Here is a 17,898-nt window from a genome sequence, read left to right as displayed (position 1 = left end):
AAGAAGGGGACACCACCGAAGTGGATGTGATGGAGGCGGGCCTGCGCGCCCGTTCGTGGTCGGAGATCAGGTCGCTGTTCGCGCTCGACGCCGACGCGACGCACCTCAACACCGGCACGGTGGGGGCGATGCCGCACGAGGTGCTCGACGTGGTCGACCGGGTCACCCGGGAGTGGACCGGCGGGCTGCTCGACGTGTACCCGCCAGGGCTCTACCCCGAGCACCGGGCGGCGATCGGGCGGTCCTACGGGGTCGACCAGGACGAGATGGTGATCACCCACAACGCCACCGAGGGCATGGCCAGGGTCATCCACGGCCTGGACCTGCGCGAGGGCGACGAGGTGGTCACCACCAGCCACGAGTGCTACTCGGTGCTGTCGAACCTGAACCTGCTGCGCCACCGGCACGGCGTGGTGGTCACCGTGGTCACCCTGCCCACCGGGTTCGACGTGCGCGCCGAGGACGTCGTCGAGCGGTTCGCCGCGGCCATCACCCCGCGCACCAAGGTGCTGGCCTTCGCCGGGATCACCCTGTTCACCGGGACGATGCTGCCGATCAGGGCGCTGTGCGAGCTGGCGCACCGGCACGGGCTGACCACGGTGATCGACGGGGCGCTGATGGCGGGGATGCTCGACTGCGACTTCCGGGCGCTGGGCGCGGACTTCATCTCCTGCTCGGGGTCGAAGTTCCAGTGCGGGCCGCTGGGCACCGGGCTGCTGTACGTGCGCAACAAGGTCCACCCGGAGCACAACCCGCTGCCGCTGCCTGCGTTCTGGCCGATCATCTCGACCTGGTACCCGATGCAGGGCACGCCGCCGCCGCGCACGACGACCTCGGTGGAGAGCTGCAACATCGGCGACTTCCTGCAGAGCGCGGGCAGCGCGAGCATCGCCAGGGGCGCGGCGCTGGCGCGGGCGTGCGAGCTGTGGGACGAGATCGGCCGCGACCGGATCGAGCGGCGGGTGTTCGAGCTGGCCGAGCACGCCAGGACGGCGGTGGCCGAGCGGTTCGGCACGGCCGCGATGTACTCCCCCGGCGCCGACCAGCGGCTGCGGTCGCCGCTGATCGCGTTCCACCCGTTCCGCGACCCGGCCGACGCGTGGAACGTGAAGAAGGTGGCGGAGTTCGTGTCCCGGTTGGAGTCCGAGCACCGGATCTGGACCCGCTGGACGGAGTTCGACGTCGAGGGGTCCCCGCACCAGCACTACGCGGCCCGGTTGACCACGCACCTGTTCAACGACCACGCCGAGATCGATCGGGCGGTGGCGGTCATGGGTCGGCTCGCCGAGCAGATGTCATGAGGGGCCCCGTGGAGCGGTTGCGCCTGCGGGCCGGGATAGACCTGCCCGAGCCGGTAGCCGCGCACCGCCACCCCTTGGCGGCGCTGACGCGGTTGCACGCCCGGCAGCTCTTCACCTACCGGGGCGACGCGGTGCCCGGGAGTTGGCAGTCGGTGGCGCCGGTGGCGGACTTGGCGACTGCGGTGCCGTCGATCTACAACGCGGGTCTTGGCGCGCGCGGCACCTCTTACGTGATCCACCTGCGGCCGGACGTGTACTGGGACACGACGCCGGCGCGGCGGGTGACGGCGCAGGACGTGGTGCGTGGCCTCAAGAGGCTGTGCACGCCGTTCTACCGCTCGACCGCGTTGCCGTACTTCCTCAGCACGATCCGGGGGATGGCGGACTACCGCGACGGGCACCCGGCGTCGTTGCGCACCGCGGCGGACCTGGCCGAGCACGCCAACACCCACGACATCGCCGGGGTGTTCGCCCTCGACGAGCAGACGTTGGTCGTCGAGCTGGACCACCCGGCGGTGGACGTCGTCGACGTCCTGGCCCTGCCGTGCGCCTCGCCCGCGCCGGTGGAGTACGACGCGTTCCTGCCCGACAGCCCGCAGGCGCGGGCGGCGTTGCGGTCAACAGGCCCGTACCGGCCGGTGTTCGACGGCGGACTCCGGTTCGAGCCGAACCCCGCGTGGACTCCCGAGTCCGACCTGGCCCGCGGGCAGCGCGCGTCGGTCATCACCGTCAGCCCTGACGAGCCCACGCCGCACATAGACCTGACCGTCGAGGGTGAGCCCACCTCCACGCTGCTCGGTGTGGACTACCTGGTGCTCAACCCGCGCGGCCCGTTGAGCGAGCACACGGCGCGGCTAGCGATTGCGGACGCGATCACCCGCACCGCGCACACGATCATCCCGCCCGGCAACGACGGCCACCAGGCCACCGCCCCCGCCCAGGCCGGGGCCCTCCCGGCGGCGCTGTCGCTCACCCTCGCCCATCCCGACACCCCGCACGCCACCGCGGTCGCGGTCGGGATCGTGGCGGACCTCGTCGCGGTCGGCCTGACCATTGTGTCGCGGCCGCTCTCGCCCGCCGAGTCGCACCGGGCGGTGACCGGGCAGGCGGGCGACTGGGACATCCTGCTCGACAGCTGGTTCCCCGACTGGGGCCACGACAACGCGCGGGCGTTCCTGCTGCCGCTGTGCCACTCCGCGCACTCCCCCGCGGGTACCGGGCAACGGCGGGTCGACGAGCTCATCGACGCCGCGCTGGCCGCGTTGGACGACCCGACCCGCTCCACCTCCGCGTTGCGGGCGGCGGAGCTGCACGCCCTGGCCGACGCCGTGATCGTGCCGTTGGCATTCCGCGCCCCACCGGCGCCCTCGGGTCAGGTGGCGGCGCTCAGCGCCCTCGGCGGCCTGCCCGACCTCACCGCGCGCACCCCCGTCGCCGCGGGCCCCGTCCCATCCCCACGCCGGATCAGCGAGGTCAGCCGATGAACGACCACCCGCGCCGCGGCGGTGTGCTGCGGCTCTACGGCCCGGGCAGCATGGACCACGTCGACCCGGCCAGCTCGTTCTTCATGCTGTCGGGGCAGATCATCCGGCTGTTCACCCGGCAGCTGTTCGCCTACCCGCCGATCAAGGGCCTGCGGGACTGGCGCGACCTCAACCCGGTCGCGGACGTGGCCACCGAGATACCCACGGTGGCCAACGGCGGCATCAGCGCCGACCGGCTCACCTACACCGTGCGGCTGCGCGACGGGGTCCGCTGGGACACCACCCCCGAGCGGGAGGTGACCGCCCAGGACTTCGTGCGCGGTTTCAAGCGGATGTGCAACCCGGTGCTGCGCAGCGGCGCTATCCACTATTTCACCAGCACCATCGTCGGAATGCAGGAATACTGCGCCGACTACACCGCCGCCGTGCCCGACAATCCCACTCCGGCCGATCTCGCCAATTTCCAGAACACGCACGAGATCGCCGGGTTGACCGCCGTCGACGACCGCACCCTGCGATTGCGGCTGCTGCGCCCGGCGACCGACTTCATCCACATCCTGGCCACCGCGTTCACCTCGCCCGCGCCGGTGGAGTACGACGCGTTCATCCCCGACAGCGACGAGTTCCGCCGCGGCGTGCGCTCCTGCGGGCCCTACCGGCTCACCGAGTACGTCCACGGCGAGATGCTGCACATGGAGCCCAACCTCGCCTGGTCCAAGGAGTCCGACCCGGTCCGCTGCCAGCACCTCGACGGCGTGCACGTGACCATGGACCGCGCCGCGACCCCCGCCGACGTGGGCCGCGAGATCCGCTCCGGGCGCGCCGACCTGTCCTGGGCGTCACCGGTCACCGAGCCCTACGACGCCAACCCCGACGACCCCGCCGACAACCTCGGCTACGCGGTCAACCCGTACCTGGCGTTCAACATGGTCAGCCCCAACGCGGGCGGCGCGGTCACCAAGCTCGGCGTGCGCCGCGCCATCGCCTACGCGGTCAACAAGACCGCCATGATCAAGATCTTCGACGAGCTGGCTGCGGGCACCGTCATGTGGACCGCGCACACCGCCATCCCACCCGGCAACTACGGCTACCGCGACTACGACCTCTACCCCACCCCCAACGACGAGGGCGACCCCGACCGCGCGCGGGCGCTGCTGGTCGAGGCCGGGTACGGCGACGGCCTCGAGCTGACCGTGGTGCACCGCGACATGGACGCCAACCCCGAGGTCGCCCAACAACTCCAACTCGACCTGGCCCGCATCGGCATCACGCTGCGGCTGGTCGGCCTCGGCCACGCCGAGCACTACCCGCACCTGCAGAACCCCGCCAACGCCCGCGCGGGCACCTGGGACATCGCGGTCGCGGCGTGGACCCCGGACTGGTTCGGCGACAACGGGCGCGCGTTCCTGCAACCGATGTTCCAGACCAACGCCGTGCACGGCACCGGGAACTACGGCTGCTACAGCAACCCCGACGTCGACCGCATGATCGACCACGCGCTGTCGCGCACCGACCCCGAGGAGGCCAGTGCCGCGTGGCACGAGGTGGACCACGCGATCATGAGCGACGCCGCGATCGTCCCGGTCCTGGTGCACGCCCCGACCATCCCCCACCTGCGCGGCGCCCGGGTGCGCGACGCGGTCGCGATGCCGACGGTGGACCGCTGGTTCGACCTGTCGAACCTGTGGCTGGCCGAACCCGACCCGCCCGCACCCACCGTGGGTAGTTCCGCTGTGCGCTGATCGGGTAAATAGCGCGCTGGATCTGGTGACTTGTCAGCGGTTGCCACCGGAGTAACATCATTTCCGGCGGGTCGGGGACCGGGTCCGAGGAACCGCGACGGCGGGAGCGGTGCACATTCACGCGGGGACAACGGCGGATTACGCGTGCCCGCGATATCCGCCCGCAGCGATATCCGACGATCACGACAGCGACGACCACAGGAGTGCCGACTGGTGACCACCACCGGGTTCGAACCGGCCAGGTTCAAGGCCACCCAACGGGCCAACTGGAACGCCATGAGCGGCGGCTGGCTGTCCTGGCAGGACAAGTTCGAACGCGGCGCCACCCCGGTCAGCGAGCACCTGATCGCGCTCGCCGGGCTGCGGCCAGGGCACCGGGTGCTCGATGTCGGCACCGGCGTCGGCGAACCCGCGCTCACCGCCGCCCGCGTCGTCGGGCCGACCGGGCACGTCACCGCCATCGACCTCGCCGAGGACATGGTCGCCATCGCCACCGAGCGCGCCGCCCGGCTCGACGACACCGCCGCGCCGGTCGACGTGCGCCAGGGTGATGTGGAGACCCTGGACCTGCCCGCGGGCAGCTACGACGCGGTGCTGAGCCGGTGGGGCCTGATGTTCGCCGTCGACCACATCGCCGCGTTCCGCGCCGTGGCCGCCGTCCTGCGCCCGGGCGGCACCCTCGCCGCGTCCGTGTGGGGCGAGCCTGCCGAGGCACCGATGGTCTCGCGCGGTTTCCGCGTCCTGGCCCAGCGCCTGGACCTGCCGAAGCCGCCGCCCGGCGAGCCCAACCCGTACAGCATGGCCGACCGCGAGCAGACCGAGCTGGAGCTGCGCGCGGCCGGGTTCACCGACGTCGAGGTCACCGACTTCACCGCGCCGTTCTGGCTGGCCGACGCCGACGAGTACGTCGAGTTCTACCGCAAGTGCTCGCCGCCGGCGCTGCTCGGCATGATCGAGCAGCGCTACGGCAGCGCCGACGACCCGGGCACCTGGACCGCGATCGCCGAGTCCGTCGCCGACCTGCGCGCCACCGACGGCACCATCCGCCTGCCCAGCCGCACCCGGGTCATCCGAGCCCGGCGCTGATCGTGGACACCCACCGCACCCGCGCGGACCCCGTCCTGCTCGACGGGGCGGTGGCCACCGAGCTGCAGCGCGCGGGCATCCCGGTGTGCGCGCCGTGGTGGACGACCAGGGCACTGCTGGCCCCGGCCGATCAGCGGGTGCTGCGCGGCATCCACGCCGCGCACCTGCGCGCGGGCGCCGACGTCGTCACCGCCAACACCTTCCGCTGCCACGACCGGACCCTGCGCGGCCTGGGCACCGACCAGGCGACCGTCGTCGACACCGCCGTCGAGCTGGCCAGGGCCGCCCGCGCCGACACCGACAGCCCCGCCCTGATCGCCGGGTCGCTCGCCCCGGTCGCCGACTGCTACCGGCCCGACCTGGTACCGCCCGACGAGGTCCTGCACGCCGAGCACAGCAGGCTCGCCGCCGCGCTGGCCCGCGCCGGGGTGGACCTGGTGCTGGTGGAGACCATGAACACCCTGCGCGAGGCCAGGATCGCGTTGGCGGCCGCGCTCGCCGCGGGGGTCCGCGCCTGGGTGTCGTTCGCCTGCGGCGGCGGTGCCCGGCTGCTGTCCGGGGAACCGCTGGCGGCGGCCGCGCGCGAGGTGGAGCGGGCGGGGGCGGGCGCGGTGCTGGTCAACTGCTCGACGCCCGCCGACACCGAGGCCTGCCTGCCGGTGCTGCGCGAGACCTGCGCGGGCCCGGTGGGGGCGTACCCGAACATCGAGGACCGCACGGGCGTCGACGGCCCGGTCGAACGGCACCTGCCCGCCGCGTTGCCGGAGGGCGAGTTCGGGGCGTTGCTGGCGCGCTGGCACACCGAGGGCGCCGACGTCCTCGGCGGCTGCTGCGGCACCACCCCGGCCCACCTGTCGCAGGCCAGACCACTCATCCCCGCGGAGGCCAGCACGTGACCAGCCAGAAGCAGCGCAACATCGAGGCGATGCTGGAGATCTTCGACGTCGGCGGCGACGGCTACCTGACCGCCGCCGACTTCGCCGCGCACGCCGAGAGCACCTGCGGCGCGTTGCGGCTACCCGCCGGGTCGCCGCACTGGACGACGATCCACACCGCGCTCGACGCCTGGTGGGACCACCTGGTGCGGCACGGCGTCACCCTCGCGCACGCCGACGGCACGGCGATCCCGACCGGCGAGTGCGTGGAGATCATGCAGGACCGGTTGGTCGACGACGACGCGTTCTTCGCCGCGACCGTGGGCCCGATCGCCGACACCGTGTTCCGGGTCCTCGACGCCGACGGCGACGACGCGATCAGCACCGAGGAGTACGTGGCCGTCTACCTGGCCTCCGGGCTGACCAGGGAGGTCGCGGTGGACGCGTTCACCAGGATCGACACCGACGACGACGGCCGCATCGACCGGGGCGAGTTCGTCGCGGTGGTGCGGGAGGCGTTCACCTCCGCGGACCCGGACTCACCGGGGGCGTGGTTCTTCGGCGTCAGGCCGGACTAGGTAGCAGGCAAGGACCGACTCACGTGGTGCGCTCGGGCTGATCGGGGAGGCCGGGCGCACCGCATCGGATGGCACTGTCACGAATGGAGAGGGACACGATGGCGACCCAACTGCAGCAGCGCAAGTACGAGAAGGCGTTCGAGCGCTTCGACGTCGACCGCGACGGGGTGCTCCAGCGCAACGACATCACCGCGATGGCCAAGATCTGGCGGGAGACGTTCGCGGTGGCCGAGGCCTCCGAGGAGGCGACCAGGATCGAGCACCTGGCCGACCAGCTCTGGCAGGACATCACCTCCGCGACCGACGCCGACGCCGACGGGACGGTCAGCAAGACGGAGTGGAACCAGGCGATGGAGCGCCCCGAGTTCGTCGACAAGGTGGCGCTGCCGTTCGCGTTGGCGGTGTTCGACCTGGCCGACAAGGACGGCAGCGGCAGGCTCAGCGTGCAGGAGATGATCGCCGCGCAGAGCCGGTCGGGGATCAGCGAGCAGGAGACGCGCCGGATGTTCGACGCGCTCGACGCCGACCACGACGGCGAGGTGCACCGCGACGAGTACGCCTCGGCGATCCGCGAGTTCTACCTCAGCGACGACCCCAACGCGGTCGGGAACCTGATGGTCGGGGACCTGGACTGAGCGCCGGACTCCCCGGTGGACCCACCGCGCGGCGCGTCCACCGGGGACCCGCTCACCTGGTCCCGACCGTGATCAGGGTCTCGCCGGTCATCACGACCGGGCCGCCGCCGAACTCGGCGCGCAGGGTGGCGATGGCGTCGGAGCGGATGGCGGCGCGCAGGTCGTCGCCGAGGGAGCGCAGCAGCAGGATGAACGGTCCGGCGCTCTGCTCGCAGACGTCCCAGTACTGCTCGGCGGTGTCGGCGCCGACGATCGGGTGGTCGGCGACCTCGGTGCGCACGTCGGTGAACCCGGCGTCGCGGTAGAGGGCCTCCAGGTCCGCGGGGTCCGACAGCGCGACGGTGCCGGGGACGTCCTTGTCCGGTTCGGGGATCAGCGCGGGCATGGTGATGTGCCTGGCGACGACCTCTTCCAGGATCCGCAGCGAGGTGCACCGCTGCGGCGAGCCCACTGTCATCGCGACCATCCGCCCGCCCGGCCGCAACGCCTCGCGCATCGCACGCAGCGCCGCACCCGGTTCGACCATGTACTGCAATCCCGCCCGGCACGTGCCGATGTCGAAAGTGCCCGGCTCAACGCCCAGATCGCGTTCACTCGGGACGACCCGGAAGTCCACTGTGTCCAGTCCGGTGGCCGCGGCCCACGCGCGGGCCCCGTCGACCATGCCCTCGGCGATGTCGAGCCCCAGCACGTACCCGTCCGGCCCGAGCGCCTCGGCCAGTTGGTGCGCGGGAACCCCGACCCCGCAGGCGAGGTCGAGCGCGCGCTGACCCGGCCGCGCGCCGGAGAGTTCGACCATGCGGCGCGCGCTGGGCACAGCGGCGTCGGCGAAGTTCGCCCGGTACCGCACCCAGCCCACGGCCGAGAGCCGCCACTCCTCGAGTTTGTCCGCTCGCAACGCAAGCACGCTCATCCGCGTCCTCCATCAGGGTGTCATCTGCGGCGATCTTGGTGAGGTACCGGGCGAATCGGCGCGCACCGCCTCGACGCGGGTGCCGAACGCCTTATAAGCTCTGGGAAAACTACACCCCCGCGGCAAGACCCGCGTCGTCCGCGCGGGGGTCGACCACCGATCCGGACGAGGGGCTCATGGCCATCAAGCAGGATCTCCGACGCGGCTGCGGTCTCACGGTGGGGCTGGGCGTGGTCGGCGAGCGGTGGACGATGCTGGTGATCCGGGAGCTGCTGATCGGCCCGGCCCGGTTCACCGCGCTGCTGGAGAACATGCCCGGTATCGGCCCGAACCTGCTGTCGGACCGGTTGCGCACACTGACCGCGCACGGGGTGGTCGAGCAGGTCGGGATCCCCGGCGAGGGCCGGGCGATGCGCTACCAGCTCACCGGGTTGGGCGAGCAGTTGCGCCAGCCGCTGCTCGGGTTGGCCAGGTGGGGGCTGGGTTTCCTCAGCGACGACGACCGCGGCGGCACCACCAGGGCCGAATGGGGGTTCCTGGCGGTGCAGTCGATGGTGTCGCGGGAGGCGGTGCCGGAGGTCGACGACACCTACCAGTTCCGGGTCGACGAGCAGGACTTCACCATCGAGGTGCGCGACGGGCGGGTGCGGTTCACCCGGGGCGCGGTCACCGAACCGGACCTGACGGTGGAGTGCGACGCGGAGACGTTCATCCGGGTGGGGGCCCGGTTGACCAGCCCGGCCGAGGTGATCGCCAGCGGCGCGGTGCGGGTGTCGGGCGACCCGATGGCGGCGGTGCGGTGCATCCGGATGCTCGGGCTCGACTAGCCCACTTCGAGTTCCTATAGTCGTCGTTGGCTGTGGTGGAGGGAGATCCCGGTGGGCGAGCGGCCGCTGATGATCCTGGTGGGCATCGGGTACGAGCCGCACCGCGGCTACCTGCTGCGCTCGATCGCGGCGACGACCGACGTGTGGCTGCTCGACCACTCGGCGTTGAGCTGGGAGAAGCCGTACGTGGTCGGCGGGACGGCGGTGGACATCCGGGACGGGGCGGCGCTGCTGGCGGCCGCGCGGGAGGTCGCCGACGGCCGGACCGTGGACGGGATCCTGTGCTGGGACGAGCTGAAGATGGCGAACACGGCCGTCGTCGCCCAGCACCTGGGGCTGCCGGGAGTGTCGCCGGACGTGATTGACCGTTGCCGCGACAAGCACCGGACCCGGGGCGCGCTGGCCGCCGCCGGTGTGCCGCAGCCCCGGTCGGTGGCGGTGTCCTCGCTCGCCGAGGCGGAGTCGGTGGCGGCGGACATCGGGTACCCGGTGATCCTGAAGCCGCGGGCGCTGGGGGCGAGCATGGGGGTCACCAAGGTGACCTCCCCCGTCGAGCTCCCCGCCGCGTACGAGCACACGCGGGCGCAGCACGTGGACCAGGCGCGGTACTACGAACTCGGTGTGCTGGTGGAGGAGTTCGCGTCCGGCCCGGAGTTCAGTGTGGACTGCGCGGTCGTGGACGGTGCCACGACGCCGTTGTTCCTGGCGCGCAAGACGAGCGGCTTCGCCCCGTACTTCGAGGAGACCGGGCACCTGGTCGACGGGGCGGACCCGTTGTTCACCGACCCGGAACTGCGCGCGATCCTGTCGGCCGCGCACACCGCGCTGGAGTTCGACTCGGGCATGACCCACACCGAACTGCGGCTGACGCCGCGCGGGTGGTCGGTCATCGAGGTCAACTGCCGCCTCGGCGGGGACCTCATCCCGTACCTGGGCCTGGAGTCCACCGGCATCGACGCGGGCCGGGTTGCCGCCGCCATCGCCTGCGGCCGCCCCCCGGTCCTGACCCCCACGCACAAGACGGTCACCGCCATCCGCTTCCTCTACCCCACCACCCCCACCACCGTCGCCGACATCCACATCGACACCACGGCCCTGCCCCGCGGCACCCTGCTGGCCACCCCCCTGGCCACCCCCGGCACCACCCTCGCCCCACCCCCCGAAGGCCACGTCTGGGGCCGCTACGCCATGACCGCCATCACCGCCCCCACCCCCGCCGCCTGCCCACCCCTGCTCGACACCGCCGAAGCCGCCATCACCCTCATCCCCGCCTGACCCGATCCCGGCCACAGGAACTCCGCACCCTCCGGCCGCCGCGCGACCTCTCCCCCACTCCGCGCACGATCGCGGCCCATCCCCGACGCCTCCGGCAGTCCCCCGGCTGCCTTGGCCGGCTCGGCGAACCCGCACCGCCAGCCGCCCCCAAGCCCAGCCCCATTTCCAGCCCCCGCCACCGCCCGCTGCGGCCACCCCCCGGCGGACGGCAGACCCCCGCCCACCCGGGGGCCACCCGCATCCAGCGTATCGCTTCGCGGCTTTTGTCAAGAGGGTGAACCGAGGGCCTGTGGACAGCTCGGACCCATGTGGACAAACCAGAACGCACGGGGCCAACCGGGTCGCACGACGAACCGGTGCGGGCCCAGGCGAGGCGCGGGCACCGCCGAAAAGCAGCGGGGCGAGGGGGCCACTCGTTGGGGGCGTTGACTCTTACTTCGGAAATATATAGCGTCATGGTCGGAGCCGGTCTCGTGCGGGATGAACCGCCAGGCGCGGCCTGCCTCGTGCTCACCCAAGTCCTGCCCCGCTTTGGAGGCCTACCGTGGCAAGGGAAACCTACGAGTCGCTCAACCTCGCGCCGAAGCCGATCCGGCCGCACATCCTGGCCGCGGCGACCATCGTCTACGGCGACGACTACTACAACGGCAAGCGGGAGACGATCAACCTCTCCGGCTTCGTGCAGATGAACAAGTGGCCGATGCCCGGGTTCGAGCACCGGGTGGACGCGACCGGGCGGGCGGTGTTCGACACCGAGCTGATCAGCGCGCCGGAGGTCGGCATCAAGGGCTTCAGCTACGAGCTCAACGACCGGATCCAGATCCTGTCCAACCCGTTGCTGCCCAACACCGGGCACGTGCGGCAGATCTCGCCGGGCAAGAACTTCCCGGCGGAGTTCCACATCCAGCGCTTCGGCATCCTGGAGACGAGCACGCTGCGGCTGGTGCACCGCAACGTCATCGACATCTACGGCGTGGTGGACGCGATCCCGCCGTTCAAGAAGCCGTTGACCGGCGGGTACCTGGGCGTGCCGCGCGGGGACCAGCCGATCGAGTTGGTGCAGGCGCCGAACGTGGTGCGCGGGACGACGTTGCCGGAGGCGTGGTACCCCTCGACCGACGACAACGAGTCGATCGGGATCACCCCGACGGTGTTCTTCGCCGACAGCCCGGCGGCGTGCATGTCGATGCTGGTGGACCCGTCGATGATCATCCAGACCTCGACCGAGGCGACGCTCACCCTGCAGGTCGACGGCCGCACCGTGCGGGTCGAGCTGCAGGGCAGCCACGGGTTGGCCGCGGGCATGGAGATCCTGCTGTTCGGCCCGGACAAGCACGACGAGGGCGTCGGGGTGCTGGCGCAGATCGCGCGGGTCGCCCTGGTCGGCGAGTGCGCGGAGCTCGGCGGCCGGGTCATGCTGCGGGCGAGCTGGCCCAAGCCGTCCGGCGGCACGCTCGGCGAGGGCAACGAGGACTCGCTGTCGCGGGTGCGGTTCCCGGCGGAGCTGCACTTCGACGCCGAGTTCGACCTGGTGACCCCGCGCGGGGTGCTGTACTCGACCAACCCGGTGCACCTGTCCGGCGAGCTGCGCGACCTCGACCCGGCGGGCACCGACCTGGCGCTGTCGGGGCAGGGCACGCCGCTGGTGACCACCGAGGACGTGGAGAAGGCCAGGATCACCGGGCTGTCGCTGGTCATGCGGGAGTCCATCGTCGGTGAGCACGCCGCGGTGAACGTCTGACCCACCGCCCTCCCCCGACCTCGCCCGGGCCGCCGCGCCCGGGCGAGGTCCTGGCGCGTCTGGAGCCGTGATGGACACACGATCGCTGGTCATGCACCAGGCGATGCTCGCCGACCGGACCCGGTTGCGCGCCTACGACGACGCGCTGGCGTGGGCGGTGCGACCGGGCGACGTGGTGGTCGACGTCGGCGCGGGCCTGCTGGTGCTGGGGATGATGGCGCTGCGACACGGCGCTAGCCACGTCTACGCCATCGAGGGCGACCCGGTGACCGCGGCGGTGGCCGCGCGGATCGCCGACGACAACGGCCTGTCCGGAAAGCTCACCGTCATCCAGGGCGACGCGCGCACGGTCGACCTGCCGCGGCGGGCCGACGTGCTGGTGGCGGAGCTGATGGGCAACATCGGCCCGGAGGAGGAGATGCCGGAGATCGTCGCCGCCGTGGCCAAGCGCGCGCTGGTGCCCGGTGGCCGGGTGGTGCCGCAGCGGCTGACCACGACGTTGACCGCGATCGAGTTCGACGACGAGGGCTGGGGCATCTGGGGCGGCGACGCGTTGGGCTACCGCCTCGACGTGGTGCAGCAGCACGCCGAACCGGCCGCGCACCTGCACTTCTTCCAACGGCCACCGACCAGGCTCAGCGCCGCGGCCCCGATCGGCGACAGCGTCCTGGGGGCGACCGAGCACGGGGTGTCGACCGCGCCGCGCACGCTGCGCATCACCCGCCCGGGGACGCTGCACGCGGTCATGGGGTCGTTCACCGCGGACCTGGCGCCGGGGGTGTCGCTGTCGAACTTCCCCTCTTACCCGGGCTGCAACTGGGGGGTGTGGATCTGGCCGGTGCGCCACACCCCGGTAGTGGAAGGCGACGCTATCCGGGCGCGGGTGGTGCTGCCGGAGGGCGTCAGGGTGGCCACGGACTGGCGGCTGGAGTGCGGGATCAGCCGCAGGGGGCCGTCGTGACCATCCTGGCCGGGATCGTGCGGGACCTGCCGCTGCGGGCGTTGGAGCTGTGCGGGGTGACCTGGTCCGGGGAGTTCCTGTGGTACTCGGAGGCGTTCAGCGGGCTGATCACCGCGATCGACGCCGTCACCGGGGCGCGGTCCGGGGAGATCCCGTGCGCCGACATCCGCGCGGACCTGACCACCCTGGACGGCTACCTGGTCCAGGTCGTCGGGGACGGCCGCGACCTGCGGATGCTGGCGCCGGAGGACGGGCGGGTGATCGCCGAGTTCGCCAACCCGCGCCCGGGGCACACGCTGACCGGCATCGAGGCCTGCCGCGACGGGCTGTGGCTGGGGTACGCCGACCTGAAGGTGCTCGACCTGCGCGACCCGTCGGACTTCCACCTCATCGACTGCGTCGCGGTGCGGCGCCCACCGGCGGGGTTGACCGTCTCGGACGGGTTCCTCGCCTACTCCGACACCGACGGGGCGACGATCACCCTGGTCGACGCCGCGACCCGCCGCGAGCAGGTGTCGGTGCGGGTGTGGGGCAAGCCCGCGGGGTTGACCTGGGACGGCAGCCTCATCTGGTACTGCGACCTCGCCACGCTGCAACTGCGCGCGGTGGAACTACCCGGTTTCCAGCGGTTCTGAGGTAAGGGGAGTCGCAGATGCGTGATGTCCCGCGCGCGCTCAGAGTCGTGGTCACCACTGTCGGGATGCTCGCGCCTGCCGGGGTGAGAGTGCTGCTGCGCGGCCGAGAGAGAGGGCTGCCGCACCTGTACCGGCAGATCGGCCTGTTGTCGATGGCGCTGGGTCCGGCGTTCGTCAAGGCGGGCCAGGTACTGGGCACGCGCCGGGACATCCTGCCGCCCGCGTTGTGCTCGGAGCTGGAGGTACTGCAAGACGCCGTGCCACCGCTGGACCGCGCCCGCAGCGAAGAGGTCCTGCGCGGCATCTACGGCCCGCGGTTGCCCGAGCTGTTCCCGACGATCGACTACGAGCCCATCGCGGGCGGCAGCGTCGCCTGCGTCTACCGCGCCACCGACCACGAGGGCCGCGAGGTCGCCCTGAAGGTGCTGCGCCCGGAGATCCGCCCGGTACTAGAGGCCGACCTGCGGATCATGCGGCGCGGCGCGCGCCTGGCCGCCCGGCTGCCGGTGCTGCGCGGGGTCCCGGTCACCGACGTGGTCGACGCGATGTGCGCCGCGGTGCTGGCCCAGCTCGACTTCCCCCGCGAGGCCGACAACCTGACCCGGCTGCGCCGCGACCTCAGCGCCGTGCCCAGGGTATGGGTGCCCACGGTGTACCCCGAGCTGTGCGGCCCGGCCTGCGTGGCGATGGAGTTCATCCCGGACCTCGACGTGCGCACCGCGCACCGCTGCCCGCCCGCGCTGCGCCGCCGCTTCGCCCAGTCCGCGCTGGCGGCGATCTACCACATGCTCTTCGTCGACGGGTTCGTGCACTGCGACCTGCACCCGGGCAACCTGTACTTCACCCGCGGCGGCGACGTCGTCGTCCTCGACGCCGGGTTCAGCGTGCAGCTCACCGAGCGGCTGCGGGTGCTGTTCGCCGAGTTCTTCCTCAACATGGCCGTCGGCCGCGGCGACCGGTGCGCCGAGATCGTCGTCGCCAGCTCCACCGGGCGCCGCCCGGACGCCGACCTGCCCGGGTTCCTCACCAGGATGGCCGAGCTGGTGGTCCGGGTGCACGGGCTCTCCGCGCGCGAGTTCAGCCTGATCGGGTTCGCCACCGAGATGTTCGACCTGCAACGCCGCCACGGCGTGCACGCCGCACCCGAGCTGATCTTCCCGCTGCTGTCGCTGCTGGTCATCGAGGGCACCATCCGCGAACTCGACCCCGACGCCGACTTCCAGGAGACGGCCAAGCCCGTGCTCAACCGGGGCCTGTTCGGCGCCCGGCGCCCCACCTGAGAGGACCCACCCGCATGCGCCATGGCGGCACGCTCACCCTCGTCGGCGCCGGTGACGCCGACAACCTCGACCCCGCGCTGTCGGTGCACACCGCCACCCGCGGGATCCTGCGCGCCTACACCCGCCAGCTGGTCACCTACCGCGCAGGCCGCGACCAGGCCACCGCGGGCGAGGTGGTCGCCGACATGGCCACCGAGCTGCCGACCCGAGCCAACGGCCGCCTCGACCCCACCGGCCAGGAGTACGTGTTCACCCTCCGCCAAGGGGTCCGCTGGGACGACCACCGGCCGGTGACCGCCGCGGACCTCGCGCGGGGCATCAAGCGGCTGGCGCACCCGGACGCGCCCAGCCCCGCGCTGACCTACTTCGCCCGCACGATCCGGGGGCTGGCGCGGCTGCGCGACGAGCTGGCGACGCTGGACCCGACCGAGGTGACCACCGCCATCGAGTGCCGCGTCATCGAGGGCATCGAGGTGGTGGGCACCGACACGATCGTGCTGCGCACGCTGGGGCACTCGGTCGACTTCCTCAACATCCTCGCGCTGCCGAGCGCCTCCCCCGCGCCCATCGAGTACTCCGGGTTCCTGCCGGGCAGCGACGACATCGTGCGCAGGCTGCGGTCCAGTGGGCCCTACCTGGTGCGGGAGTACGTGCCGGGCAAGCAGCTGGTGCTGGGCCGCAACCCGGCGTGGGACCCGGCGACCGACCCGGTGCGGGCGGCGCACCTCGACGAGGTGTCGGTGCGGATGGGCGTCGCCGAGGCGGAGGCGTTCCGGCTGGTCGACACCGGCGAGGTCGACATGCTGTGGGACATCCAGCCGGTGACCGCCGAGCTGCCGCGGCTGTTCGGCGACCCGCGGCTGGAGATCCACCCGGCCGGGCTGTTCAGCCCCTACCTGGCGGTGAACATGCTCAGCCCCAACGAGAACCGGGCCACGAGCAAGGTCCAGGTGCGGCGGGCGGTGTCGGCGGCGCTGGACCGGTCGGCGGTGTCGCGGGTGTGGGGCGGGCCGCGGTTGAGCGAGCTGGCGTGGCGGGTCCTGCCGCCGTTGTGCTCCGCGTACACGCCGATCGACCCGATCCCGCCCGGGTCGCCGACTGGGGATCCCGAGGCGGCACGGGCGTTGCTGGCGGAGGCGGGGTACCCGGACGGGGTGACGTTGCGGATGGTGCACCGCGACCGCGACATCCACCCGGAGTCGGTGCGCGAGATGGGGATCGCGTTGGCGCGCGCGGGGATCACGCTGGAACCGGTGCCGGTGTCGATCACCGAGCTGTTCGCCACCTACTTCGCCTCGGCCGAGCCCGCGGTGCGCGGCGACTGGGACCTGGCGTTCACCGGGTGGGAACCGGACTGGCACGGCGACAACGCGCGCACCTACCTGCAACCGCTGTTCGAGAGCAGACCGGAGGGCAGCTGGAACCTCGGCTTCTACACCAGCCCCCGGGTCGACCGGCTGCTCGCCGAAGGCCGCGACTCCTCGGACCGCGACACCGCGAACGCGGCGTACCGGGCGGTGGAGGCGGAGGTGCTGCGCGACATGGCCGTGATCCCGGTGCTGTTCGCCCACCAGTACTGGTTCCACGCGCCCCGCGTGCGCGGCTGGGAGCCCTACCCGGTGCTCAACGGGGATCTCACGACCGTGTGGCTGGAGCCATGAGGTCCGCCGCGGTGGTGCCGCAGCAGCCACCGATCACGGCCAGGTCGTAGTCCAGGCGCCACCGGGCGAGCGCGTCGGCCAACCGCTCCCCGGTGGCGTCGGGGTAGGCACCCAGCGGACCGTCGTAGCGGTCCCGCACGGCCTTGAGCGCGTCCTCGACCTGGCGCGGGGTACCGCAGTTGAGCAACACCACCGCCGCACCGTGCTCCCACGCCCGCAGCACACCGTCCACAACGGACTCACCGGAGGGCAGCCGCGCGTCGTCGGCGCACTGGAAGCTCACCCACACCGCGGCATCGGCCCTGGTGGCGTGCTCCACCACGGTGATCGCCTCCGCCACCCCCGGCATCGACTCGGCCAGCACGACATCCACCCCGCACCGCGCCAACTCCGTCACCAGCCACCCGTGCCCGGCCGGGTCCCCCGGCCCCACCGACCCGATCACCTCGGCCGAGTTCCCCGCCGCCGCCCGCGCCACCCCCACCGCCGCGTGCACCATCCACGCCGTACCCGACCCCGGCGCCAACCCGAGATCCAGCAGATCCCGCTCCGCACACCGGAAAGTCGCCGCCGTCACCACATCGGCCCCCGCCGCGACATCGGCCTCGTGCACCGCCCGCAACGCCGCCCGCCCAGCCCCCGTCAGCAACGCCCGATTGGTCCACCACGGCGCCTCGACCGCGATCCCCGCCTCCCGCAACCGCCCAGGCACACTGGCGTCCAGCAACACGGCGCACCTCCTCAGTCACGCCAAGTTACCACACAAAACTGAACCATCCGGTGGTCAACCGCCCCACAACCCGAGCACCTGGCGCACCAGATCACGCGCCTCCCCCGGCCTGGTGTACCGCCGCACCTGCCTGGCTGGAGCGGGCGCCCCCGGGGGTGATCAACACGGTCGCAT

The 17,898-nt window shown here is 72.3% G+C and carries 16 protein-coding genes; 14 read left to right on the top strand and 2 right to left on the bottom strand.

Going from position 1 to position 17,898, the window contains the following annotated elements; translation table 11 throughout:
• Positions 1-29: 29 nt before the first annotated feature.
• The 7 genes from BMY07_RS27000 to BMY07_RS26970 all read left to right on the top strand — a co-directional run bounded on the left by BMY07_RS27000 (position 30) and on the right by BMY07_RS26970 (position 7,701).
• The gene (locus BMY07_RS27000; RefSeq protein WP_092784727.1) at positions 30-1,301 is read left to right on the top strand and encodes an aminotransferase class V-fold PLP-dependent enzyme; all 1,272 of its coding nucleotides are present in this window, start codon (positions 30-32) and stop codon (positions 1,299-1,301) included.
• Positions 1,298-2,785: an ABC transporter substrate-binding protein gene (locus BMY07_RS26995; RefSeq protein WP_092784724.1), complete on the top strand. Its 1,488-nt coding sequence runs from the start codon at positions 1,298-1,300 to the stop codon at positions 2,783-2,785. The genes BMY07_RS27000 and BMY07_RS26995 overlap by 4 nt, the downstream gene beginning before the upstream one ends.
• Complete coding sequence (locus BMY07_RS26990; RefSeq protein WP_092784721.1) at positions 2,782-4,527, top strand: ABC transporter substrate-binding protein; 1,746 nt, start codon at positions 2,782-2,784, stop codon at positions 4,525-4,527. Before BMY07_RS26995 ends, BMY07_RS26990 begins: the two co-directional genes overlap by 4 nt.
• Positions 4,528-4,740: 213 nt before the next feature.
• Positions 4,741-5,613: a class I SAM-dependent methyltransferase gene (locus tag BMY07_RS26985; RefSeq protein WP_092784718.1), complete on the top strand. Its 873-nt coding sequence runs from the start codon at positions 4,741-4,743 to the stop codon at positions 5,611-5,613.
• A gap of 2 nt (positions 5,614-5,615) precedes the next feature.
• Entirely contained in the window at positions 5,616-6,509 is an 894-nt protein-coding gene (locus BMY07_RS26980; RefSeq protein ID WP_092784714.1) for a homocysteine S-methyltransferase family protein, read from the top strand.
• On the top strand, positions 6,506-7,066 hold the full coding sequence (locus BMY07_RS26975; protein ID WP_092784711.1) for an EF-hand domain-containing protein: 561 nt from the start codon (positions 6,506-6,508) through the stop codon (positions 7,064-7,066). The genes BMY07_RS26980 and BMY07_RS26975 overlap by 4 nt, the downstream gene beginning before the upstream one ends.
• Before the next feature lie 98 nt (positions 7,067-7,164).
• A complete protein-coding gene (locus BMY07_RS26970; protein WP_177215802.1) occupies positions 7,165-7,701 on the top strand; it encodes an EF-hand domain-containing protein in 537 nt (178 codons plus the stop codon).
• A gap of 52 nt (positions 7,702-7,753) precedes the next feature.
• On the opposite strand, the gene BMY07_RS26965 is transcribed toward BMY07_RS26970, so the two are convergent.
• Positions 7,754-8,614: a class I SAM-dependent methyltransferase gene (locus BMY07_RS26965; protein ID WP_092784705.1), complete on the bottom strand. Its 861-nt coding sequence runs from the start codon at positions 8,612-8,614 to the stop codon at positions 7,754-7,756.
• A gap of 176 nt (positions 8,615-8,790) precedes the next feature.
• Here BMY07_RS26965 and BMY07_RS26960 point away from each other — a divergent pair, with 176 nt between their 5' ends.
• From BMY07_RS26960 to BMY07_RS26930, 7 genes are all read left to right on the top strand, one after another.
• The gene (locus tag BMY07_RS26960) at positions 8,791-9,441 is read left to right on the top strand and encodes a winged helix-turn-helix transcriptional regulator (RefSeq protein WP_092784702.1); all 651 of its coding nucleotides are present in this window, start codon (positions 8,791-8,793) and stop codon (positions 9,439-9,441) included.
• A gap of 51 nt (positions 9,442-9,492) precedes the next feature.
• Positions 9,493-10,716, top strand: coding sequence for an ATP-grasp domain-containing protein (locus BMY07_RS35980; RefSeq protein ID WP_092784699.1), 1,224 nt, complete (start codon positions 9,493-9,495; stop codon positions 10,714-10,716).
• 544 nt (positions 10,717-11,260) lie between these two features.
• Complete coding sequence (locus tag BMY07_RS26950; RefSeq protein WP_092784696.1) at positions 11,261-12,457, top strand: DUF6004 family protein; 1,197 nt, start codon at positions 11,261-11,263, stop codon at positions 12,455-12,457.
• Between the two features lie 70 nt (positions 12,458-12,527).
• A complete protein-coding gene (locus tag BMY07_RS26945) occupies positions 12,528-13,418 on the top strand; it encodes a class I SAM-dependent methyltransferase (protein WP_092784693.1) in 891 nt (296 codons plus the stop codon).
• The gene (locus tag BMY07_RS26940; RefSeq protein WP_092785148.1) at positions 13,415-14,053 is read left to right on the top strand and encodes an NHL repeat-containing protein; all 639 of its coding nucleotides are present in this window, start codon (positions 13,415-13,417) and stop codon (positions 14,051-14,053) included. The genes BMY07_RS26945 and BMY07_RS26940 overlap by 4 nt, the downstream gene beginning before the upstream one ends.
• A 17-nt stretch (positions 14,054-14,070) precedes the next feature.
• The gene (locus BMY07_RS26935) at positions 14,071-15,333 is read left to right on the top strand and encodes an ABC1 kinase family protein (RefSeq protein ID WP_092784690.1); all 1,263 of its coding nucleotides are present in this window, start codon (positions 14,071-14,073) and stop codon (positions 15,331-15,333) included.
• Between the two features lie 14 nt (positions 15,334-15,347).
• Entirely contained in the window at positions 15,348-16,994 is a 1,647-nt protein-coding gene (locus tag BMY07_RS26930) for an ABC transporter substrate-binding protein (RefSeq protein ID WP_092784688.1), read from the top strand.
• Here BMY07_RS26930 and BMY07_RS26925 read toward each other — a convergent pair.
• Positions 16,969-17,724, bottom strand: coding sequence for a homocysteine S-methyltransferase family protein (locus BMY07_RS26925; RefSeq protein WP_092784685.1), 756 nt, complete (start codon positions 17,722-17,724; stop codon positions 16,969-16,971). The two genes, BMY07_RS26930 and BMY07_RS26925, sit on opposite strands and share 26 nt — an antisense overlap.
• Positions 17,725-17,898: the final 174 nt, after the last annotated feature.

Source organism: Actinokineospora terrae, from assembly GCF_900111175.1.
In the GTDB taxonomy this organism is placed as follows: Bacteria; Actinomycetota; Actinomycetes; order Mycobacteriales; family Pseudonocardiaceae; genus Actinokineospora; species Actinokineospora terrae.
The sequence above is the reverse complement of the archived record's forward strand: the minus strand, read 5'-3'. Positions and strand labels throughout refer to the sequence as shown.

Bases quoted from the DNA above. Each gene is read 5' to 3' on its own strand.
- BMY07_RS27000 (WP_092784727.1), top strand. From the start codon at position 30: ATGGAGGCGGGCCTGCGCGCCCGTTCGTGGTCGGAGATCAGGTCGCTG.
- BMY07_RS26995 (WP_092784724.1), top strand. From the start codon at position 1,298: ATGAGGGGCCCCGTGGAGCGGTTGCGCCTGCGGGCCGGGATAGACCTG.
- BMY07_RS26990 (WP_092784721.1), top strand. From the start codon at position 2,782: ATGAACGACCACCCGCGCCGCGGCGGTGTGCTGCGGCTCTACGGCCCG.
- BMY07_RS26970 (WP_177215802.1), top strand. From the start codon at position 7,165: ATGGCGACCCAACTGCAGCAGCGCAAGTACGAGAAGGCGTTCGAGCGC.
- BMY07_RS26965 (WP_092784705.1), bottom strand. From the start codon at position 8,614: ATGAGCGTGCTTGCGTTGCGAGCGGACAAACTCGAGGAGTGGCGGCTC.
- BMY07_RS26960 (WP_092784702.1), top strand. From the start codon at position 8,791: ATGGCCATCAAGCAGGATCTCCGACGCGGCTGCGGTCTCACGGTGGGG.
- BMY07_RS26945 (WP_092784693.1), top strand. From the start codon at position 12,528: ATGGACACACGATCGCTGGTCATGCACCAGGCGATGCTCGCCGACCGG.
- BMY07_RS26935 (WP_092784690.1), top strand. From the start codon at position 14,071: ATGCGTGATGTCCCGCGCGCGCTCAGAGTCGTGGTCACCACTGTCGGG.
- BMY07_RS26930 (WP_092784688.1), top strand. From the start codon at position 15,348: ATGCGCCATGGCGGCACGCTCACCCTCGTCGGCGCCGGTGACGCCGAC.